Source organism: Sorangium sp. So ce302 (assembly GCF_051530145.1).
In the GTDB taxonomy this organism is placed as follows: Bacteria; Myxococcota_A; Polyangia; order Polyangiales; family Polyangiaceae; genus Sorangium; species Sorangium cellulosum_B.
Genome location: NZ_CP150326.1, coordinates 2532385 through 2551047 on the forward strand (window position 1 = coordinate 2532385; position 18663 = coordinate 2551047).

14 protein-coding genes are annotated in these 18663 nt (G+C 70.8%); 10 read left to right on the forward strand and 4 right to left on the reverse strand.

Annotated elements, in window-relative coordinates:
* Positions 1–106 precede the first annotated feature (106 nt).
* The 3 genes from fni (at position 107) to WME73_RS09880 (ending at position 2646) form a co-directional block, all read left to right on the forward strand.
* Entirely contained in the window at positions 107–1195 is a 1089-nt protein-coding gene (fni, locus tag WME73_RS09870) for a type 2 isopentenyl-diphosphate Delta-isomerase (RefSeq protein ID WP_437745213.1), read from the forward strand.
* A gap of 225 nt (positions 1196–1420) precedes the next feature.
* A complete protein-coding gene (locus WME73_RS09875; protein WP_272101442.1) occupies positions 1421–2266 on the forward strand; it encodes a GAF domain-containing protein in 846 nt (281 codons plus the stop codon).
* 2 nt (positions 2267–2268) lie between these two features.
* Entirely contained in the window at positions 2269–2646 is a 378-nt protein-coding gene (locus WME73_RS09880; protein WP_012234398.1) for a response regulator, read from the forward strand.
* Between the two features lie 131 nt (positions 2647–2777).
* Here the strand turns inward: WME73_RS09880 and WME73_RS09885 are convergent, their stop codons facing one another.
* Positions 2778–3710 (reverse strand): diguanylate cyclase, encoded by a 933-nt coding sequence (locus WME73_RS09885; protein WP_437745214.1) that lies wholly within the window; start codon positions 3708–3710, stop codon positions 2778–2780.
* A 174-nt stretch (positions 3711–3884) separates the two neighbouring features.
* Positions 3885–4637 (reverse strand): metallophosphoesterase family protein, encoded by a 753-nt coding sequence (locus WME73_RS09890; protein ID WP_437745215.1) that lies wholly within the window; start codon positions 4635–4637, stop codon positions 3885–3887.
* Positions 4638–4762: 125 nt separating this feature from the next.
* Here WME73_RS09890 and glnE point away from each other — a divergent pair, with 125 nt between their 5' ends.
* The 3 genes from glnE to WME73_RS09905 all read left to right on the forward strand — a co-directional run bounded on the left by glnE (position 4763) and on the right by WME73_RS09905 (position 10365).
* Positions 4763–7924 (forward strand): bifunctional [glutamate--ammonia ligase]-adenylyl-L-tyrosine phosphorylase/[glutamate--ammonia-ligase] adenylyltransferase, encoded by a 3162-nt coding sequence (gene glnE, locus WME73_RS09895; RefSeq protein ID WP_437915491.1) that lies wholly within the window; start codon positions 4763–4765, stop codon positions 7922–7924.
* Positions 7925–7972: 48 nt separating this feature from the next.
* On the forward strand, positions 7973–8515 hold the full coding sequence (locus tag WME73_RS09900; protein ID WP_437745217.1) for a hypothetical protein: 543 nt from the start codon (positions 7973–7975) through the stop codon (positions 8513–8515).
* Positions 8516–8961: 446 nt separating this feature from the next.
* On the forward strand, positions 8962–10365 hold the full coding sequence (locus WME73_RS09905) for a carboxypeptidase-like regulatory domain-containing protein (protein ID WP_437745218.1): 1404 nt from the start codon (positions 8962–8964) through the stop codon (positions 10363–10365).
* A gap of 747 nt (positions 10366–11112) precedes the next feature.
* Here WME73_RS09905 and WME73_RS09910 read toward each other — a convergent pair.
* Positions 11113–11391, reverse strand: a complete 279-nt coding sequence (locus WME73_RS09910; protein WP_437915492.1) for a hypothetical protein — start codon at positions 11389–11391, stop codon at positions 11113–11115.
* A gap of 247 nt (positions 11392–11638) precedes the next feature.
* Between WME73_RS09910 and WME73_RS09915 the strand changes: the two genes are divergently transcribed.
* A complete protein-coding gene (locus WME73_RS09915; RefSeq protein ID WP_437915493.1) occupies positions 11639–12301 on the forward strand; it encodes a hypothetical protein in 663 nt (220 codons plus the stop codon).
* Positions 12302–12528: 227 nt separating this feature from the next.
* On the opposite strand, the gene WME73_RS09920 is transcribed toward WME73_RS09915, so the two are convergent.
* A complete protein-coding gene (locus WME73_RS09920; protein WP_437915494.1) occupies positions 12529–13809 on the reverse strand; it encodes a hypothetical protein in 1281 nt (426 codons plus the stop codon).
* Positions 13810–13997: 188 nt separating this feature from the next.
* Here WME73_RS09920 and WME73_RS09925 point away from each other — a divergent pair, with 188 nt between their 5' ends.
* From WME73_RS09925 to WME73_RS09935, 3 genes are read left to right on the forward strand one after another with little or no spacing between them, the layout of a single operon-like run.
* The gene (locus WME73_RS09925; protein WP_437745222.1) at positions 13998–15107 is read left to right on the forward strand and encodes a DUF444 family protein; all 1110 of its coding nucleotides are present in this window, start codon (positions 13998–14000) and stop codon (positions 15105–15107) included.
* Positions 15108–15113: 6 nt separating this feature from the next.
* Complete coding sequence (locus tag WME73_RS09930; RefSeq protein WP_437745223.1) at positions 15114–16676, forward strand: SpoVR family protein; 1563 nt, start codon at positions 15114–15116, stop codon at positions 16674–16676.
* A complete protein-coding gene (locus WME73_RS09935) occupies positions 16673–17881 on the forward strand; it encodes a tetratricopeptide repeat protein (protein ID WP_437745224.1) in 1209 nt (402 codons plus the stop codon). Before WME73_RS09930 ends, WME73_RS09935 begins: the two co-directional genes overlap by 4 nt.
* The last annotated feature ends 782 nt before the right edge of the window (positions 17882–18663 follow it).

Below are 18663 nucleotides of genomic sequence, written 5' to 3' on the forward strand. Positions count from 1 at the left end.
CGGGCCGGGCGGCAAGGCCTGGCTCGGGGACGCGAATTTTGGCGTTTTTTTGTCCATGCCACTTCCTTTTCGACGGCGGTCGGCGACCGCGTAAAGTTGTGCCCCCATGACGGAAGAGGCGAAGGGCATCTCCGAGAGGAAAGCGGATCACATCGAGCTCTGCGCGACCGGCGATGTCGGGTTCCGCGCCAAGACCACGCTGCTGGAGCAGGTCGAGCTGATCCACGACGCGTTGCCGGAGCTCTCCCTCGACGCGATCGACACCTCGGTGCTGCTGCTCGGGAAGCGGCTCCGCGTCCCGCTCCTGATCGCGGCCATGACCGGCGGGACGGAGCGCGCGCGTGCGATCAACCGGGAGCTCTCGCAGATCGCCGAGGAGCGCGGGTACGGCTTCGGGCTAGGGAGCCAGCGGGCGATGCTGAACGGCGACGTCTCCGCCACCTACGAGGTCCGCGCGCACGCTCCGACCACCCTCGTCCTCGGGAACATCGGCGCCGTGCAGGCGCGATCGCTGTCGACGGAAGCGGTCGCCGAGCTCGTGGCCCAGGTCGGCGCCGACGCGCTCTGCGTCCACATGAACCCCGCGATGGAGCTGGTCCAGCCGGGCGGCGACCGGGACTTCGCCGGTGCGCTGGATGCGATGGGCCGGCTCGCGAGCGGCCTCAGCGTGCCGGTCGTCGCGAAGGAGACCGGCTGCGGGATCGGCCCAGGGACGGCGTACCGCCTGGTCCGGGCGGGCGTCCGCGACCTGGACGTCTCCGGCGCTGGAGGCACCTCCTGGGTCGCCGTCGAGGCGGCCCGCGCCGAAGGTGCGGCCCGCTCCCTCGGTGAGGCGCTGCGCGAGTGGGGGGTACCCACGGCCGCCTCGGTGCTCATCGCCCGTACTATCCGTCCTCGCTTCAAGACGATCATCGCGACCGGGGGCATCACGAGCGGCCTTGACGTCGCTCGAGCGCTCGCGCTCGGCGCGCATGCGGCCGGGATCGCACGCCCGGTCCTCCAGGCGTTCGTCTCGGGGGGACGGGACGCAGCGGTGCGGTACCTCGAGAGCGTCGAGGCCGAGCTCCGGGCGGTCATGCTGCTCGTCGGCGCGCGCGACGTCGCGTCGCTCCAGAAGGCACCCGTGCTGCTCGGACGGGAGCTGCGCAGGTGGACCCGGTTGCTGAAGCAGATGAAGCAGATGGAGAGGGCGTAGTCGTGGCGGTGGGGGCAACGGGGGTAGGGGGGCCGAGACGGCGGGGTCCGGTCCCCGGGGTAAGGCCGGCGGGGCCGAACCGACGTTGTCGGCGGGGACGACAAGGCGCCCAGCGGTCGCTGTCCTTGGCGGGGGCGCCGGGCACGCCTCTGGCGCGCGCTCGACGCTTCCGTCCGGTCAGCCCCGCATGATACGGTCCGAAGCTCTGGAGAACCCCGGGATAAAATGACGGAGAAAAAAGGGCGTCCGAGCGATCGTCCCCCCGAGGACCTGAAGAAGGAGCGCGATGCCTTCATTCAGCAATTCTTCCGCAAGGGGGCGCAGCTGACCGAGGAGCTCCTCCGCGAGAACGAGCGCCTTCGTGACAAGATCTCCGAGCTCGAGTCGGAGAACGGCAAGCTCCGCGCGCACCTCGCGAGTGACTCGGCCATCCGCGATCTGCTCCGCAAGATCGAGGAGCTCGAGCAGGAGAAACGCGACCTGGTGACGCAGTCGGTGCGGATGGTGGCGGCCTCGGACCGCTTCAACAGCCGCTACTCGGAGGCGGAGGGAGAGCTCGCGAACCTCGCGAACCTGTACGTCGCGCTGTCGCAGCTGCATGCGGCGCGCAACGTGCGCCATGTCCTCCGCAACCTCAAGGAGCTCCTGGCGCAGTTCCTCGGGGCGGGCGCCTTCTCCGTGTACCTGGCGTCTCCCGATGGTAAAGAGCTCGTCTCGATCGCGAGCGAAGGCGTTGCGGTCGAGGAGATCGTGCGCATGCCGGTGACCGAAGGCGTCGTCGGCCAGGCATTCTCGAAGGGGGAAATCTTCTTCGACGAGACCAAGGACGTCTCCAAGGGGAGCATCGAGGATCCCGCTGCAGTGATCCCGCTCGATTTCAACGGGCGCACCGTGGGTGTCATCGCGATCTTCAGCACGCTCCCGCAAAAGACGGAGTTCGTGAACGTGGACACCGAGCTCTTCAAGCTCCTCGGGGCCCAGGCCGCCCCCGCCCTCATCAACGCGCGGCTCTTCACCGACGCCGGCCGGAAGGTGCCTGGCGTCCAGGCATTCCTGGACCTGGAGGACTGATCATGGCCGAGTACTCGTGTCTGATCGTTGAAGACTCGCCCATGATGCGGCAGCTCTTGGTCTTCGCGCTGGCGCGCGTGAAGAACCTCCGCGTCACCGAGGCAGACGATGGCGTCGACGGTCTCCGCAAGCTCGCCTCGACCAAGTACGACGTGATCATCACCGACATCAACATGCCGATCATGGACGGGCTCAAGCTCGTCAAGCGCGTGCGCACGGATCCGGTCCACAAGGACACCCCGATCATCATCATCACCACCGAGGGGTCTCAGGAGGATCGTCAGCGCGCGTTGCAGCTCGGCGCGAACGCGTACATCACGAAGCCGATCCAGGCCCCGCAGGTCATCGCCAAGGTCAAGGAGCTCCTCAAGATCGACTGAGGCGCGCGCCGGCGGCCGCGCCCCGTCGCCCGCGTTCTGCGGGCGCACGATTCCATTCACCGGCCACTCGGGCGGCGCGGCGCCCTGCCGCGGCTGTGCGGGTCGGCGCTGGGATGAACCCGCGCCCCGCTCTACGGCTTCGGGCCGAACTTCAGGAGCACGCGGTTGCGGCCGGTGCGCTTCGCCTCGTAGAGCGCCTCATCGGCCGCGGCGATGAGCTCCATGCCGGTCTGCACCGCGAGCTCGGGGTGCGCCGCGACGCCGACGCTGATCGTCGTCGGCATGCGAACGCCCTCGTGCTCGAAGACCGACCCCTCGATGAGGATGCGCAGCCGCTCGCCGAGGATGCCCGCGTTCTCGAGCCCCACGCCGCGGCACAGGATGCCGAACTCTTCACCGCCGTAGCGCGCGAACACGTCCTCGGTCCGCACCGTGTGGCTCGCGATCTTGGCGATCCTCGCAAGCACGTAGTCGCCGGCGAGGTGCCCGAAGGTGTCGTTGATCCTCTTGAAATGATCGACGTCGAACATGAGCAGCGACAGGTGCGCGCCGTGCCGCCGCGCATAGGAGACCTCGGTCTCGAGTCGATCCAGGAAGTACTTCTTGTTGAAGGCCTTGGTGAGGGCGTCGCGCAGCGCAGCGTCGTACATCTGCTGCTGAAACGACTCATCCAGGTGGTCGTGGTAGGTGAACTTGAGGATGGTCGTCGAGCCCAGGCGGATCTTGTCGCCGTCGTGCAGGGCGACGCGCGTGATGTGCTCGCCGTTCACCATCGTCCCGTTCGAGCTGTTGAGATCCTCGATCAGCACCTGGCTGTCCATCTGGAGGAGGCGCGCGTGGCGCCGCGAGATGCCGTCGTCGTTCAGCCGGATGGTCGCCCCGGATGCCCGGCCGATGACGATCTCGGCGCCCTCGACCCGGTACATCTCGCCGACGTTCGAGCCAGCGAGCACGATGAGGTAGGCGCGGTCCTTCGGCGAGCGCGCCGGGATCTCCTTGTGGAGCTCCCCAACGTTGGCCACCCGCGTGGCCTCGAAGTCATCGTCGGGGAGGTAGCTGCCCATGCTCCCTGAGGATGATCCTAAATCCTTGAAATAGGTTCAAGCGGGAGGGCATGGCACAGGCGATGTTCCCTGTCGGGTAGGGTGCGTGACGGAGCGTCGCGCGTTTCGCGCGGCTCGAGCGTTTCCCACCCCTTGCGCGCGCTCCCGACGGAGCGCTCCCGCGCACCTGCGCGCTCACGCAGCCCTGCCGAGCGGCACCACGAGCTGCTCGACCCAGAGCTCGCCCGCTCGGAGCTCGACGAACGTCGCGTCGGCGTGCCCCGTGCCATACGCGGAGACGGCACCGCTTCGCACAAACTCGCCAAGCTCGCCAGGAGCGCGCGCACCGACACGCACGTGATCGACGGTGCCCCGCACGTCGCCCCGCAGCGAGCACGGCGCTTCACCCACCGAGCCGACGTTGATGATGCGCACGCCGCCCACCATCCGATCGAACGGGACGTGGGAGCCACCACAGATCACGACATCCGCCGGATCGTCGCCGAGCAGGGAGAGCACCTCCTCATCGGTCATGTCGTGAGAGATCGGCTCGAGCGGATCCGCCGGGGAGCCGTGGACCAGGACGAGCTCGCCGCCGTCCTCGAGCGGCAGGCGGTACGTCGGGGCGAGCCGCGCCAGCCGCGCAAGGATCAGCTCGCCGAGCTCGGTGCGCGTCTGGGACAGGCGATCGAGCCGCGCTCGCTCGTGCTCGCTCCGCGCCCTGACCTTGTCGAGGTCCAGCGTCGCCAGGGCGCGATCCGATACGCCCTGTACGCAAACCGCCTTGGCCTGGGTGAGCCGGCGCCACGTCTCGAGCGGCTTCGGGCCGGGAAAGCAGAGATCTCCGGCGACCAGGAGCTGGGTGTACCCTCGGCGCTCGGCCGTGGCCAGGACCGCCGCGAGCGCGTCGGCGTGGCCGTGAATATCCGAGACGCAGAGCAATCGCACCCGGCGAGCATAGGATCTGAGAGCGACGCCGCCAAGGCGCGAGGTGGGGCCAGGTCGCGATAAACCGGCGGTCGGGCCCTGCGGAACCGCCGTTCACGCCCCCACGGTCTTGCTAGCCTCCCGCCATGCAACAGGTCTCGAGGCTCCTGGAGATCGCGAGCGCGATCGATGAGCAACGCGTGAAGGACCGCGCGGAGCGGCTGTCGTCTCGGCTTCGTCCCGGGACGATGGCCTTCGCCATCGCGGCGCTCCTGACGGCCGCCTACCCCGCGATCGGCGCGATCATCGAGGCGAATCCGGACATCGTGGAGCGGCTCGCGGCGGAAGGCCACCAGACGGCGCGCGATCGCGCCACGTACCTGGCGCGGATCCGGAGCCGCGTCGGCGACGTCTCGGACACGGACCGCGTCCGGCGGGAGCTCCGGCGCGTGGCGCGCGAGGAGCGGATCCGCGTCGCGCTGCGCGAGCTGCTCCCGCCGTCGGCGGGCGGCGCGGACATCGACGTCACCGCGCGCGAGCTCACCGCGCTCGCCGAGGCCACGATCGAGGTCGCGCTCGCCGAGGCCGTCTCCGCCGTGACCGCGCGGTTCGGAGAGCCGCGCACCGCGACGGGCGCGCGCTCGAAGTTCGTCGTGCTCGGGATGGGGAAGCTCGGCGGCGACGAGCTCAACGCGGGCTCCGACGTGGATCTGATCTACCTCTACGACACGGACGACGGCCACGTGGGCCTGCCCGGCGACCGCGCCGTCTCGGTCACCTTGCACGACTTCTGGGCCCGCGTCGCGCGCCGCCTCACGTCGACGCTCGAGGAGGTCACGGAGGACGGCTTCGTCTGGCGCGTGGATCTCCGGCTCCGCCCCGAGGGCCGGAGCGGTCCGCTCGTCAACTCCCTGGCCGCGGCCGAGCGCTACTACGAGTCGTTCGGCCGCCTCTGGGAGCGCGCCGCGCTGCTCCGCGCCCGCGAGATCGCCGGCGATCTCGACTTTGGCGCCGAGGCGCTCGAGGTGCTCGGCCCGTTCGTGTGGCGGCGCCAGGTCGATCCGCAGCTCGCCGTCGACATGATCGAGCTCGTCGATCGCGCTCGCGCGGAGCTCCCGCACGACGCGTCGCGCGACCTGAAGCTCGGCCCGGGAGGGATCCGCGAGGCGGAGTTCTTCGTGCAAGCCCTGCAGCTCATCTGGGGCGGGCGCGAGCCCCGCGCGCGCGCGCAGGGCATGCTCGACGGCCTGCGGCGCCTGCGCACCCTGGGGTACGTGACCGACCGGGAGGGGCGGGAGCTCGTGGAGGGCTACCTCGCGCTCCGGCGCGCGGAGCACGCGGTGCAGGCCGCCACCGGCGTGCAGACGCACCTCCTCCCCGACAGCGAGGCGGAGATCACGCGCCTCGCGCGGACGCTGCGCTTCGAGGACGCCGCGGCGTTCCTGGCCGACACCGCGCAGCGCCGGGGGCGCATCAAGGCCCGGCTCCTGTCGCTCCTGCCGAAGGGGAGCGCCCGGCCGTCGCGGTGGATCGACGCGATGGCCGCGCTCGACCACGGCGATCGCGACGCGTTCGCCGAGGCGCTGGCGAAGCACGCCGTGCTCGTCCTCGGCGGCGAGCCGGCGGCCGCCGCCGACGGCGCCGCGCCCGGGCTCGCCGCGCCGCCGGAGCCGCACGCCTCGCTGACGGCGCGCTTCCGCGACGTCGCCGACGATCTCTTCGAGCTGTCCCGCCACCCGGACGGCCTGCTCGGGGCGCGCAGCCGCGAGGCGTCCTCGTCCCTCGCGGAGACGCTGCTCGCCGCGGTGGTCGACGCCGCCGATCCGGAGCAGGCCGCGCGCTTCCTCCGGCTGTGCTTCTCCCGCATCAGGCACTCCTCCGTCTACGCGCGCATGCTCGGCGATGAGCCGCGCGCGCTCCGCAGGCTCGTCGAGGCGCTCGGGTCGAGCGCGTTCATCGGCGACGCCATGGTGAGGTACCCCGAGCTCGTCGACGCCGTCCTGTTCGCGCGCGGCGCGCCGAGCGCCGAGCTGATCCGGCACACGATCGAGGCCAGCCTCAGCGAGGCGTCGCCGGACGAGGATCCGGAGGAGGCGCTCATCGGGGCGCTCCGGCGCGCCAAGGCGCGCGTCACCATCGAGGTCGGCCTCGCCGATCTGAGCGGCGAGGTCGGCACGCGCGAGGCGACGCTCGCGCTCTCGGATCTGGCCGACGCGTCGCTCGAGGCCGCGACGCGCTTCGCGCTGGGGACGCCGCCGGGCGAGCCCGTGCGAGGGCTCGCCGTGATCGCGATGGGCAAGCTCGGCGGACGCGAGATCGGCTACGGCTCGGATCTGGACGTCTTTTTCCTGTTCGACCCGGCGTGCGCGCCGCCCGGCGAGCAGGGGGCAGCGTCCGACCCCGGCACGTACTACGGGCGGCGCGCGCGGCAGATCATCCGGCTCATCTCCATGTCGCACGCGGCGGGCCCAGGCTACGAGCTCGACACGCGCCTGCGCCCGTCGGGCAGCCAGGGGCTGCTCGTCACGTCCGCCGACTCGTTCGCTCGCTACCACGGCATCCGCCGCGCCGACGCGGCTTCCCCGGCGCCCGCGGAGCCGGAGTCGTCGCCGGGCGCGCGGCACATGCGCGCGGCGATCTGGGAGCGGCTCGCGCTGATCCGGGCGCGCGCGTCGGCCGGCGATCCCGAGCTCGGGGCGGAGGCGATCGCCATCGCGCACGAGGCCGCGTACCTCCAGGCGGACGACTTCGATCGGATCGCCGACGAGATCCACCGGCTCCGGCTGCGCATGGAGCGCGAGCTCTCGCACGAGCGCCGCGGCCGCCGCGACTTCAAGCTCGGGCGGGGCGGCCTCGCGGACATCGAGTTCGCGGTGCAGCTCCTGCAGATCCGGCACGGCGCCGATCCGCGCGTCAGGACCACCGAGACGCTCGCGGCGATCGACGCGCTCGCCGCGGCCGGACACCTCTCGGCCGAGCACGCCGAGACGTTCCGGGACGGCCACGCGTTCCTGCGCAAGCTGGAGCAGCGGATCCGCATCGTGCACGCGGACGCGTCGCAGCTCCTCGAGGAGGACGCGCCCGGGGTGCCGACCCTCGCGCGTCGGACGGGCATCCGGGGCCGCACCGCGGCCGAGGCCGCGCGCGAGCTGCTCGCGCGCTACGGCGCGATCACCGAGCGCGTACGCCGGGCGTACGCGGCCATCGTCGCGGGCGGCGCGGCGCCTCTCGGTGAGGCGAGCGAGGCGCGAGAGGCGAACACGGCGAGCGCGGGGGAATCGGGGGAGCCGGGCGAAGACGAGCGCTGACGGTTGCCGTTGACCCTTGTCGGACGCGGTGGAATGCCAGGCGTTCCGATGACCACCCAGAGCGAGCAGAGCGCACGCCCGTCCGTCGGGCACCGTCATGTCACCGGGACGACCTCCCTCGATAGCCTCGTCGGCGCGCACCCGGGTGCGCTGAGGCAGTTCTACGAGGCAGGGAAGCCGGCGGATCCGGCGGAGCTCGGCGATCTGCCGCGAGGGCGCCTGCTCGCCCTGCAGCCGACGGCCGGGATCCACCTGGCGACGCGCCCGCTGATCACGGCGCTCGCGTCGCGCTGGATGCCCTGGAAAGGGAACGAGTTCGACCATGGCGGCAACTCCGGCACGAACGTGGTCTTCGGGAGCCGGATCTGCCGCTTCAAGGCGCAGCTGATCCCTTCGGAGCTCGACGGCGAGCCGACGCTCGCGCTGACGTATGGCGAGAAGGCGTTCGGCAATCCCTGGCCGGTGAGCGCGGTCAAGGACGAGCTGCGGACCGTGGAGGCCGGGCTCGCGATCGGGCCGATGCTGCTGAAGTGGCACGAGCGGTGGCACGCCGTGCTCTGGTTCGGGCTGACCCGCGTCGATCCGCAGTAATCGGCCGGACCGGCCCGAAGTCGGCTCAGGCGAGCCGGAGGCGCGAGCGTCGCTCGTCGCGGGACCTCGCTCGCGGCGCAATTGCGCGGAGCGCGTCGCCAGAGAGAAACGCGCTCGTCACGAATCATCGATCCGTCAATCCTTCTTGTCATTGCGTCACGCACCATGTCGGACGCACGGAGATTCACTGTCCAGGCCGTCCGACCGCGCGACACGCATGTCCTTCGCGGACGCGGTAGTCAGAGGTATCAGGGCTCGCCCTAATAACCCATCGCTCCATTCCTGCTCTTTGCTGGACATACTTCCCGATTTCTACAGTCTGGCATACGATAGAGACTGGGCGGCAGCAGAGCACCTTTGCTCGCGTCGCCGGGAGGCTCGAAATGGTGACTTGGTCGGGCAAGGCGGGAGTCTTGATGGCTGCGATCGCTGTAGCACCGGGCGTCATGGCTGGCTGCTCCTGCGGAGATACCGGGGGCACGGCGCCTGTAGCATCCGGCGGCGCGGGGCCTGGCGGTGGGGGTGGAATTGGCGGTGGATTTGGCGGTGGCTTCGGCGGCTTCCCGGCGATCGCCAGCGGGGGCGGTGTCGGAGGCGAAGGCGACTGCGAGGGCCTCGAATGCCAGCAGGTCGAATGCGAGAACGGGGCGAAGACCACGGTGAGCGGCACCGTGTACGACCCCTCGGGCAAACTGCCGCTCTACAACGTGATCGTCTACGTCCCCAATGCGCCGCTTGAGCCCATCCCCGACGGTGCGACCTGCGATCAGTGCAGCGCGACGCTCTCCGGCTCACCCCTCGTGACGGCGCTGACCGATACGGAAGGAAAGTTCGTCCTGGAGGACGTGCCGGTCGGCGAGAACATCCCGCTCGTCGTGCAGGTGGGCAAATGGCGCCGCGAGATGACGCTCCCCGTGGTCGAGCGATGCGAGGACACCGAGACGGACGCCGGGATCATCCGGTTGCCGCGCAACCAATCGGAGGGGCACATACCGAAGATCGCGCTCACGACGGGCGGCGCCGATCCGCTCGAGTGCTTGCTGCACAAACTCGGGATCGATGAGAGCGAGTTCACGCCGGAGACCGGAACCGGGCGGATCAACCTGTTCGCCGGCCGCGGGGACGTCGATCACGAGGTGACGACGCGCTATGCGGATCGCCTGAATCAAGGCGTGGAGTTCACGCCGGCCACGAGCCTCTGGGGGACCGTCGACGCCCTGAGCCAGTACGACATGGTGATCCTCGCCTGCGAGGGCGACCCGTACGTGGAAGACAAACCCGGGCCCGCGCGCCAGGCCATGTTCGATTATACCTCGCTCGGCGGGCGCGTGTTCGCGTCCCACTGGCACAACGTCTGGCTGAAGCGGGGGCCGGCGCCGTTCCCGGACACGGCGGTCTGGGACAACGACGTCACGGACCCGGAGAGCCCTCTCACGGCGCTCGTGGACACCACGCTCCCGAAGGGGCAAGCCCTCGCGGAGTGGCTCGTCAATGTCGGCGCGTCGGAGGTGCCCGGCGAGATCGTGATCAACGGCGCGCAGCATACGGTGAGCGACGTGACCGAGGACATCTCGACCCGGTGGATCTATTACAACGAGCCCGAGCCGGCCGGGGTCCAGTACTTCACATTCAACACGCCCGTCGACGTCCCAGAAGATCAGCAGTGCGGGCGTCTCGTATTCACGGACATCCATGTCTCTGCGGCGGACCTCACGGGCCCGCCCTTCCCGGAGGGGTGCTCCACGGAGGAGCTGAGCGCTCAGGAGAAGGCGCTGCTCTTCATGCTGTTCGACCTGTCGTCCTGCATCGTGCCCGACGACGAGCCGCCGCCGATCCCCATCCCGCAGTGACCCGCCTCGCTCGCGTCGACCGCGCCGCCGGCGCCCGCGCGCCGGCTCCGGAGCCCCGCCGGCGCTGAACGACGCATGTCGGTATTCTCCTGAACTACGTCGTCTCCATCCCGAGCTGCCCCGCAAACGATCCTTGATGATGGGCGGAGAGCGTCCTCTCCGCTCGATCCGGCGAGCGCCGCGGGCCATCGGGGTTCGCCTTCGTTCCTCTCCGGGATGTCCTGTTGCTATCCGCCTCGCCTGATCGCGGGAGACCACGAGCCGGGGAGCCTCTGTGATCCATCGCGCGCGCCGACGGCGGGACACGCTGCCGCGCTGCGCAACCATCTCGCCGCGCTGCGCTCAGCGTACGCCTCGGAGATATCGATTGAGCAGACGGAGGCGTACGAAGACGACAATCATGACGACAGCCGAGACAAGACGCTGTCGCGGTGGGAAGCACCACGCAGATACGGAATGTCATCCATGCATGGTCCGGGGATCCTGCTAGGATGAATCTCGCCCGCAGTGCGGGGTTATATCCGGAGCGTGGGTCGCTGGTCTTCGGCTCGGCAGAAGGAACATTCCTACGATGGTCCAGCATCGCCCTAAGCCAGCGGCTGCATGTCGGACCATCGAGCGTTGGCTTCGCGAGGGCGGTCGTGCTCCGCGGTTGCGCGGGGCGTCGCAGGAGACGGGGCGCACGGAGGCGCTTCCGCTGCAGGGCGAGATGGGGGGGATGCGCGGGGTGATGGAGGGCGATGAAGTTCAGGTCTGTCCTGCGCCGCCGCCGCCGTCCTCGCGCCGGTACCTGTTCAGCCGGCGCGGCGACGCGGGCTGCCCGCTCTGCGCGCGGCGCGCGCGGTCGACGATGCCAGGCCTCGGCGGGGCGCCGTATCCCTTCCTGGCCGCCACCTGGGTGGTCCTCATGGTCGGCGAGCCCTTGCCGTCACCGCCCTGATCGCGCGCGGGCGCGGCGTCGTGCGCGTCAGCCGCGCTGCAGCGCCCGGGCGCGGCGTCGTGCGCGTCAGCCGCGCTGCAGCGCACGACGCTGCGCTCCGGGAGCGTTCGTCGCCAGCGCGGCGGAGCGGGCGCGCGCCCACCTCTCCCGTTGGCCGCGAGGGTGGCTGGCGTGCCGCTGCGCCCGGAGGTGGGGGCCTCGCGCGGAGGCTCGACGGCCGAGCATCTGCCGGCGCCCTCTTGGGATGGGATGGGATGTGATGGGAAAGGTGCGACTGGGCGCTCCGCGGCGAGCGGCGCGCCCGACGCTGCAGCTCAGCTGGCCGCCGACCGCTTGCCGGCGGTCACGCGCTTCTGCCCCGCCCTCTGCGCGCCCGGCTGCGCCGCCTTCGTTCGCCGCGCGGCTCCGCGTCCGACGCGGGCGCTGGCCGACGGCTTCCTCATCGCTGCTGCGCGCTGCGGCGCCGCGCGCTTCGCGCCCGAGGCGCGCGTCGTCTTGCGCCCGCCGGCCGGCGTCGCGCCCGCGGCGCGCGTCGTCTTGCGCCCGCCGGCCGGCGTCGCGCCGGCCGCGCTCCGGCCGCGCCCCGCCGCGCTACCGGTGGCGGTCCGCTTCCTCGTCGTGGCCGCCCTCTTGGCCGCGCCGCTCTGCTGCCGGCTCGTCTGTCCGGCGGTCGCCTTCCTCGGCGCGCTGCTGGTCTTCTTCTTCTCCGCCGCCGCGGTGCTCCGCGCCGTGCCCGGCCGCGCCGCGGCGCTCGCTCCCGCCTTGCTCGCTCCCTTCTTCGCCCGGGTCACCCGCCGGGTCGGCGCAGCGGCCATCCGGGCGCCGGCAGCGGACTTCGTCCGCCTGCGCGGAGCCTTCCGACCCGCCTCGCCCTGGGATATCGCGGGCGCAGCTTGCTCGCGCTCGCCGCTCTGGACCCGCTTCCTCTGCTTGGACGTATCCTTCGATGTCTCGCCTCTCGGCATTGCGCCCTCCCCCCGAGCTCTCTCGACATGAGCTCGCTCGTGGACTCATGGTGCCACAGCCTTCCCTCTTTCCCGGTCGGAAAGTCGGCGGGAAGCACCGGAATCGAAATCAGGATCCGCTGTAGCCAACCCCGGCGGAAGCGCCTATTGCGCGTCAGGCACTCGGCAAATCCGCGCTCCAGACCCGCGGGCGCGGCGAGCCGCACGCCCGCGCGAGACCCGCTCCCCTCGCGCCGCCCTCGCGCCCCGCGCCGCGCGTCAGAAGCAGGTGCCGCCGCCGCAGCTCCTGCCCACGCAGCGCAGCAGCTGCAACGTCTCCGGGCTGTGGATGCACTGGAACCCGCAGACGGCGGGGCCGCTGCCCTCGTCGAGGCAGCCGAAGAAACACGCGACGTCGTCCGCGCAGGTGGGGCTGAGCAGGCACTGGCTCAGCTGCGCGCAGCAGCGCTCGGCCACGCATCCTCCGCAGCCCGTCCCGTCCGATGGGCAAGCGGGGCCGCCGCAGAGGCCGTTCTGGCAGCCGCCGTTGCAGCACTCGCCGGAGTCCGCGCACGGCTGGCCGTCGCGCGCGCACGGGGGCCGGCAGACGCCGTCCTCGCACGCGCCGCTGCAGCACGCCTCGCCGGACGCGCAGCGGCTGCCGTCTGCGGCGCACTCGACGCAGACGAGCCCGCAGAGCCTGGGGACCTCGCCGACGCAGATCTCGTCCCAGCTGGTGGTGCAGCAGAACGGGTCGAACCGGCAGAGCTCGGCCGCGCACCCGCCGCAGTCCGCGGCGAGCGGCGCGCCGATCTCGCAGGGCGCGTGCGAGCACGCCGCGCCCCCGCACACGCCCTGCGCGCAGACGCCGGAGCAGCACGCATCGGCCGAGCCGCACGCGACCCCGTCCGAGCTGCACCCGCCGCAGATGCCCGCGTTGCAGCGCCCGGTGCAGCAGTCCGCGCTCTGGCCGCACACGGAGCCGTCGGGCGCGCACGCCTCGGCGCAGACGCCCGCGACGCAGGCGCCGCTGCAGCACGCGTCGCCCGCGCTGCAGCGCGCGCCGTTCGGGATGCACGGCGCGCGACATGCGCCCTCCACGCAGCTCAGCGAGCAGCACTGTCCCGCGGACTCGCACGCGCTCCCGTCCCGGAAGCAGCCCCGCCCGCACGCCCCGCCCATGCAGACCCCGGCGCAGCACGCCGCCGCGCTCTGGCACGGCGCCCCGTCGGCCGAGCAGCCCTGCCCGCAGAGCCCGCCGGTGCACAGGCCGGCGCAGCAGTCGCCCGGGGCGGCGCACCGCGCGCCGTCCCGCGCGCAGCTGTCGCCGCCGCAGATCCCCCGCGTGCACGCGGCGCTGCAACAGTCCGCCGCGCCCTGGCAGGGGAGCCCGTCCTCCCGGCACACCGGCGGGTCCGGGGGCGGCGCGTCGGGGGCGCCCCCTGCGCCCGCGAGATCGGGCAGCCCGACGAGCTGCTCTCGGGAGCCACACCCGAGGGCCAGCGCCGCGAGGACCACGAGCACGAGGAACACGAGGAGGGAGCGCGCTCGGAAAAGCACGGCGCGGAGGCTAACACGGGGGCAGTTCACGACGGGCGGGCGTGGCGGTGGGGCAACGGCGAGGACGTGGGGAAGTGGAGATGGAGATGTCGAACGGAAGCGGGGAAGCGGCGCCGCCGGGGCGGGAGACCTCGGCGGCCCGCCGAACGTGCGGACCCGAGGCGGCTTCCGATGCTACACTCGCGAGCGTGTCGTTGAAGATCGACCAGGATCACGGGCGCTTCCGTCAGATCGTTCGCGGCCGCATCCGCGAGAACCTGCGCAAGTACATCTCGCAGGGCGAGCTCATCGGACGAAAGGGGAAGGACCTCGTCTCGATTCCCATCCCTCAGATCGACATCCCGCGCTTCCGCTTCGGCGACAAGCAACGCGGCGGCGTGGGGCAGGGCGACGGCAACCCCGGCGATCCCGTGGGGGGCTCGGACGACAAGCAGCCCGGCCAGGGGCAGGCGGGCAGCGGCGAGGGGGACCACCTCCTCGAGGTCGACGTCACGCTCGAGGAGCTCGCCGGCATCCTCGGCGAGGAGCTCGAGCTGCCCGACATCCAGGACAAGGGAAAGAGCAAGATCTCGAACGCCCACGATCGCTACTCCGGCATCCGCCGGGTGGGCCCCGAGTCGCTGCGCCACTTCAAGCGGACGTACCGCGAGGCGCTGAAGCGGATGATCGCGAGCGGGACGTTCCGCCCGGCGGCGCCCGTCGTCGTCCCCGTCCCGGACGACAAGCGGTACCGCTCGTGGAAGACGATCACCGAGCCCGTCGCGAACGCGGTCATCATCTACATGATGGACGTCTCCGGGTCGATGGGCGACGAGCAGAAGGAGATCGTGCGCATCGAGTCGTTCTGGATCGATGCGTGGCTGACCCGCCAGTACAAGGGCCTCGAGTCGCGCTTCATCATCCACGACGCGATCGCCCGCGAGGTCGACCGGGACACGTTCTTCCACACGCGCGAGTCCGGCGGCACGATGATCTCGAGCGCCTACAAGCTGTGCTCGCAGATCATCGACAACGACTACCCGCCGGACGAGTGGAACATCTATCCGTTCCACTTCTCCGACGGCGACAACTGGTCGATGGACGACACGCTCTCCTGCGTGGACGTGCTCAAGACCCAGATCCTGCCGCGGGTCAACATGTTCGCCTACGGGCAGGTCGAGAGCCCGTACGGCTCGGGCCAGTTCATCAAGGATCTGAAAGAGCACTTCTCGCACGACGATCGGGTTGTGGTGAGCGAGATCAGGGACAAGGACGCCATCGTGGGCAGCATCAAGGATTTCCTGGGGAAGGGGAAGTAGAGCGGTATGAGCAAGTTCGCCCTGAACACCGCGCTTCCCCGCTACCTGCGCACCGAGAAGGAGCGCATCGAGAAGATCGCCCGGGACTACGGGCTCGACTTCTTCCCCGTCATCTTCGAGATGCTGACGTACGACCAGATGAACGAGATCGCCGCGTACGGCGGCTTCCCGAGCCGCTACCCGCACTGGCGGTTCGGCATGGAGTACGAGCAGCTCTCGAAGAGCTACGAGTATGGCCTCTCGAAGATCTACGAGATGGTCATCAACAACAACCCTTCGTACGCCTACCTCCTCGAGGGCAACTCGCTCACCGACCAGAAGCTCGTCATGGCGCACGTGTACGCGCACGTCGACTTCTTCAAGAACAACTTCTGCTTCCGGTCCACCGATCTCGACCATCGCGGCCCGATCCTCGACCCGGTGCGGAGGAGCGATGCCTACGATCCGGACCGCAAGTGGATCGACAAGATGGCGAACCACGGCGCGCGCGTGTCGCGGCACATCGAGCGCTATGGCATCAACAAGGTCGAGGCGTTCGTCGACCACTGCCTCTCGCTCGAGAACCTGATCGACCCGTGGGCCCCCTTCAGCGGCCGTCCTGTGGCCAAGGAGGACGAGGAGCCCACGGAGGAGCCGATGGACACCTACAAGCTCCGGGCCAAGGAGTACATGGACTCCTTCATCAACCCGGAGGAGATCCTCGCGGCGCAGCGGAAGAAGCGGCAGGACCAGAAGAAGCCGGAGCGCAAGGTGCCGGAGCGCCCGGAGCGCGACGTGCTCAAGTTCCTGCTCGACCACGCGCCGCTCGATCGGTGGGAGCGCGACGTGCTCGAGATCATCCGCGAGGAGACCTACTACTTCGTCCCCCAGCGCCAGACGAAGATCATGAACGAGGGGTGGGCCTCGTACTGGCACTCGAAGATGATGACCGAGAAGGTCCTCGATGCGTCAGAGATCATCGATTACGCCGAGAACAACGCCGGTGTCATGGCGACGGCGCCGGGGCGCTTCAACCCCTACAAGGTCGGCGTGGAGCTCTATCGCTACATCGAGGAGCGATGGAACAAGGGCCGCTTCGGCCGCGAGTGGGAGGAGTGCGCGGACCTCGACGCGAAGCGCACCTGGGACATGCGGCTCGGCCTCGGCCGCGAGAAGATCTTCCAGGTGCGCGCGCTCTACAACGACGTGACCTTCATCGACGAGTTCCTGACGCCGGAGTTCGTGATCGAGCAGAAGATGTACACGTTCGGCTTCTCGGGGCGGAACGACAGGTTCGAGATCGAGAGCCGCGAGTTCAAGGAGGTGAAGGAGAAGCTCCTCTTCCAGCTGACGAACTTCGGCGACCCGTACATCCGTGTCGTCGACGCCAACTACGGCAACCGGGGAGAGCTCCTGCTCGAGCACGTGCACGGCGGCTTCGACCTCCGCGCCGACTACGCGCGCGAGACGCTCGTGGCGCTCGTCCGGTGCTGGAAGCGGCCGGTCGGCGTGGCGACGAAGATGGATAACAAGCCTGTGCTGCTCCGGTACGACGGCAAGGAGCACGCGATGACCCCGTACAAGCTGTGAGCGCCTGCGGAGCGATCCGCCGGCTCGGCGTCCTGCTCGCGCTCGCCGGTTGCGCCCCGGCGGCGCCAGCGTCGCGCTCGCCGGCGCCGCGACCATTGGCCGAGGCCCCTGCGCCGCCTTCCCGACTCGATCCGACGGAGCACGCGGCGCCCGCGCCGCCTCCTGGGAGCGGCGCTGCCCCGGGCGCGCCGGTCGGCTCGGGCGTCCCGCTCGACGCGCCGTCCACCAGCGAGGCAGCGGCGGCGAGCCCTCCTCCGCGCGTCGCGCGCGGCACCGGCACGCCGGCGGACAGGAAGCTCGAAGAGGGCGACGCCGCCTATGCGAGCGGCGATTTCGCCGCTGCCGAGAGGGCCTATCGCGCGGCCGCGCAGCTCGACAAGAAGGACGCGGCGGCGATCGTCGGCGCCCAGCGCGCGGCGATCGCCAGGGCAGGCGTGTCCACCGACTACAACGGGGCGCCGGGCGACAGGACGCTGCTCGCCGCGCTCCCTGAGCTGAAGCGTGCGGTGACGCTCGAGCCTGACCACGCGCTCGCGCACCTCGAGCTCGGCCGCACACTCCTTGTCCTCGGCCGGGCCGACGCGGCGCTCGGTGAGCTGACACGTGCCGCGGAGCTCGCCCCGAGCGACGCCGAGGCGCACTCCGCGCTCGGCGTCGCGCACCTCGCGCTCGGCAACCTGCAAGACGCTGTCCGTGAGCTGACGCGGGCGGCGGAGCTCGCCCCCGGGGACGCGGAGCGGCAGGCGAACCTCGGGACAGCGCTCCTGGCCGCGGGGAGGACGGCCGACGCGATCCGCGCTTACGAGCGCGCCGCGAGGCTCTCGCCGGCGGACGCGCGCCTGCAGAACGACCTCGGGACGGCGCTCCTCGCCGCGAACGATCCCGCGCGCGCCGTTCCGCACCTCGAGGCGGCTGTGGCGCGCGACCCGGCGCGCGCCACCTACCGATCGAACCTCGGGTATGCGTACCACCTCCGCGGCGACCTGCAGAAGGCGACCGCGCTCTACCGCGAGGCGCTCAAGCTCGACGACAAGCTCGGGAGCGCCTGGATCAACCTGGGCAACGCCCTTGCGCAGTCGGGCCAGCTGAAGGACGCGCGCGCAGCGTACGAGAAGGCGCGCGCCGTCGATCCCACGGATCCGCGCGTGAAGGCGGTGATGGACGAGCTCGACGCCATCGAGCGGCGCGGCGCTCCGCCGCGGTGACGCCGAGGCGCCGGTCGCGTGCGCCACAGCGGCGCTGCGCGGCGCGGGCCAGCGGTCAGGCGCGCGCTGCGCGCCGCGCTCGGGAGGCGGCGCGCTGCCGCGCCGGACAGCGCGACGGTGAACACACGCGGCCTGCATGGATGATTGTCAAGCTCAATCGTTGCGATGTCCGACCTCGCGCGCCTTTTTGGGCTGCTCGCGCCGCTCGCGGCGAAGGTGAGGGCGCTCGGTCGAGCGGCGCCCAGCAGCAGGACGAGGGCTGCGGGACCATCGATGTTGCGAAGCGCTCCCGGACGCCTGACGACACCCGGCGCCAGCCGCGAGCGCTCGCCCGGCGTGGGGCTCGTCGCGGCGCTGCCTCGAGACGCCGACTCCCGCGCGAGAGGGCCGCATACCGAATCCGCGCCCGAGAGACGCACTCGGCTCCGGCGCGCGATGGGCCACGTGGTAGGTGGGCGCACCGATCTCCTCGCACTCCCGCGGCGACTCGCTGGACCACACGATGCCTGAGCGCACCTCCGCCGCGCGCAGGAAGGGGTTGACAGCAGCGACGCACTTTCGATTACCTCTCTTCTGCTGCTCCAAATGGTCTGATGGTCAACGACTGTGCGCCCCGCCGAGGCGAGCGGGGAGCACATGTGTAGCGAATTACAAATGGCGCCGCCGGCGCGGGTGCTCTGTGGACAAAATGTCTGCCTGTCGTGGTGACCCACGAACATCGCGTGCTGAGGCAAGCGGAGCCCGTTTCACCCGGATATGCGCGAAACGACCGAACGGAGCCG

What these genes read in the sequence shown, in the direction of transcription:
- fni (WP_437745213.1), top strand. Translation starts at nt 107, where the DNA reads ATGACGGAAGAGGCGAAGGGCATCTCCGAGAGGAAAGCGGATCACATC.
- WME73_RS09875 (WP_272101442.1), top strand. Translation starts at nt 1,421, where the DNA reads ATGACGGAGAAAAAAGGGCGTCCGAGCGATCGTCCCCCCGAGGACCTG.
- WME73_RS09880 (WP_012234398.1), top strand. Translation starts at nt 2,269, where the DNA reads ATGGCCGAGTACTCGTGTCTGATCGTTGAAGACTCGCCCATGATGCGG.
- WME73_RS09885 (WP_437745214.1), bottom strand. Translation starts at nt 3,710, where the DNA reads ATGGGCAGCTACCTCCCCGACGATGACTTCGAGGCCACGCGGGTGGCC.
- glnE (WP_437915491.1), top strand. Translation starts at nt 4,763, where the DNA reads ATGCAACAGGTCTCGAGGCTCCTGGAGATCGCGAGCGCGATCGATGAG.
- WME73_RS09900 (WP_437745217.1), top strand. Translation starts at nt 7,973, where the DNA reads ATGACCACCCAGAGCGAGCAGAGCGCACGCCCGTCCGTCGGGCACCGT.
- WME73_RS09905 (WP_437745218.1), top strand. Translation starts at nt 8,962, where the DNA reads ATGGCTGGCTGCTCCTGCGGAGATACCGGGGGCACGGCGCCTGTAGCA.
- WME73_RS09930 (WP_437745223.1), top strand. Translation starts at nt 15,114, where the DNA reads ATGAGCAAGTTCGCCCTGAACACCGCGCTTCCCCGCTACCTGCGCACC.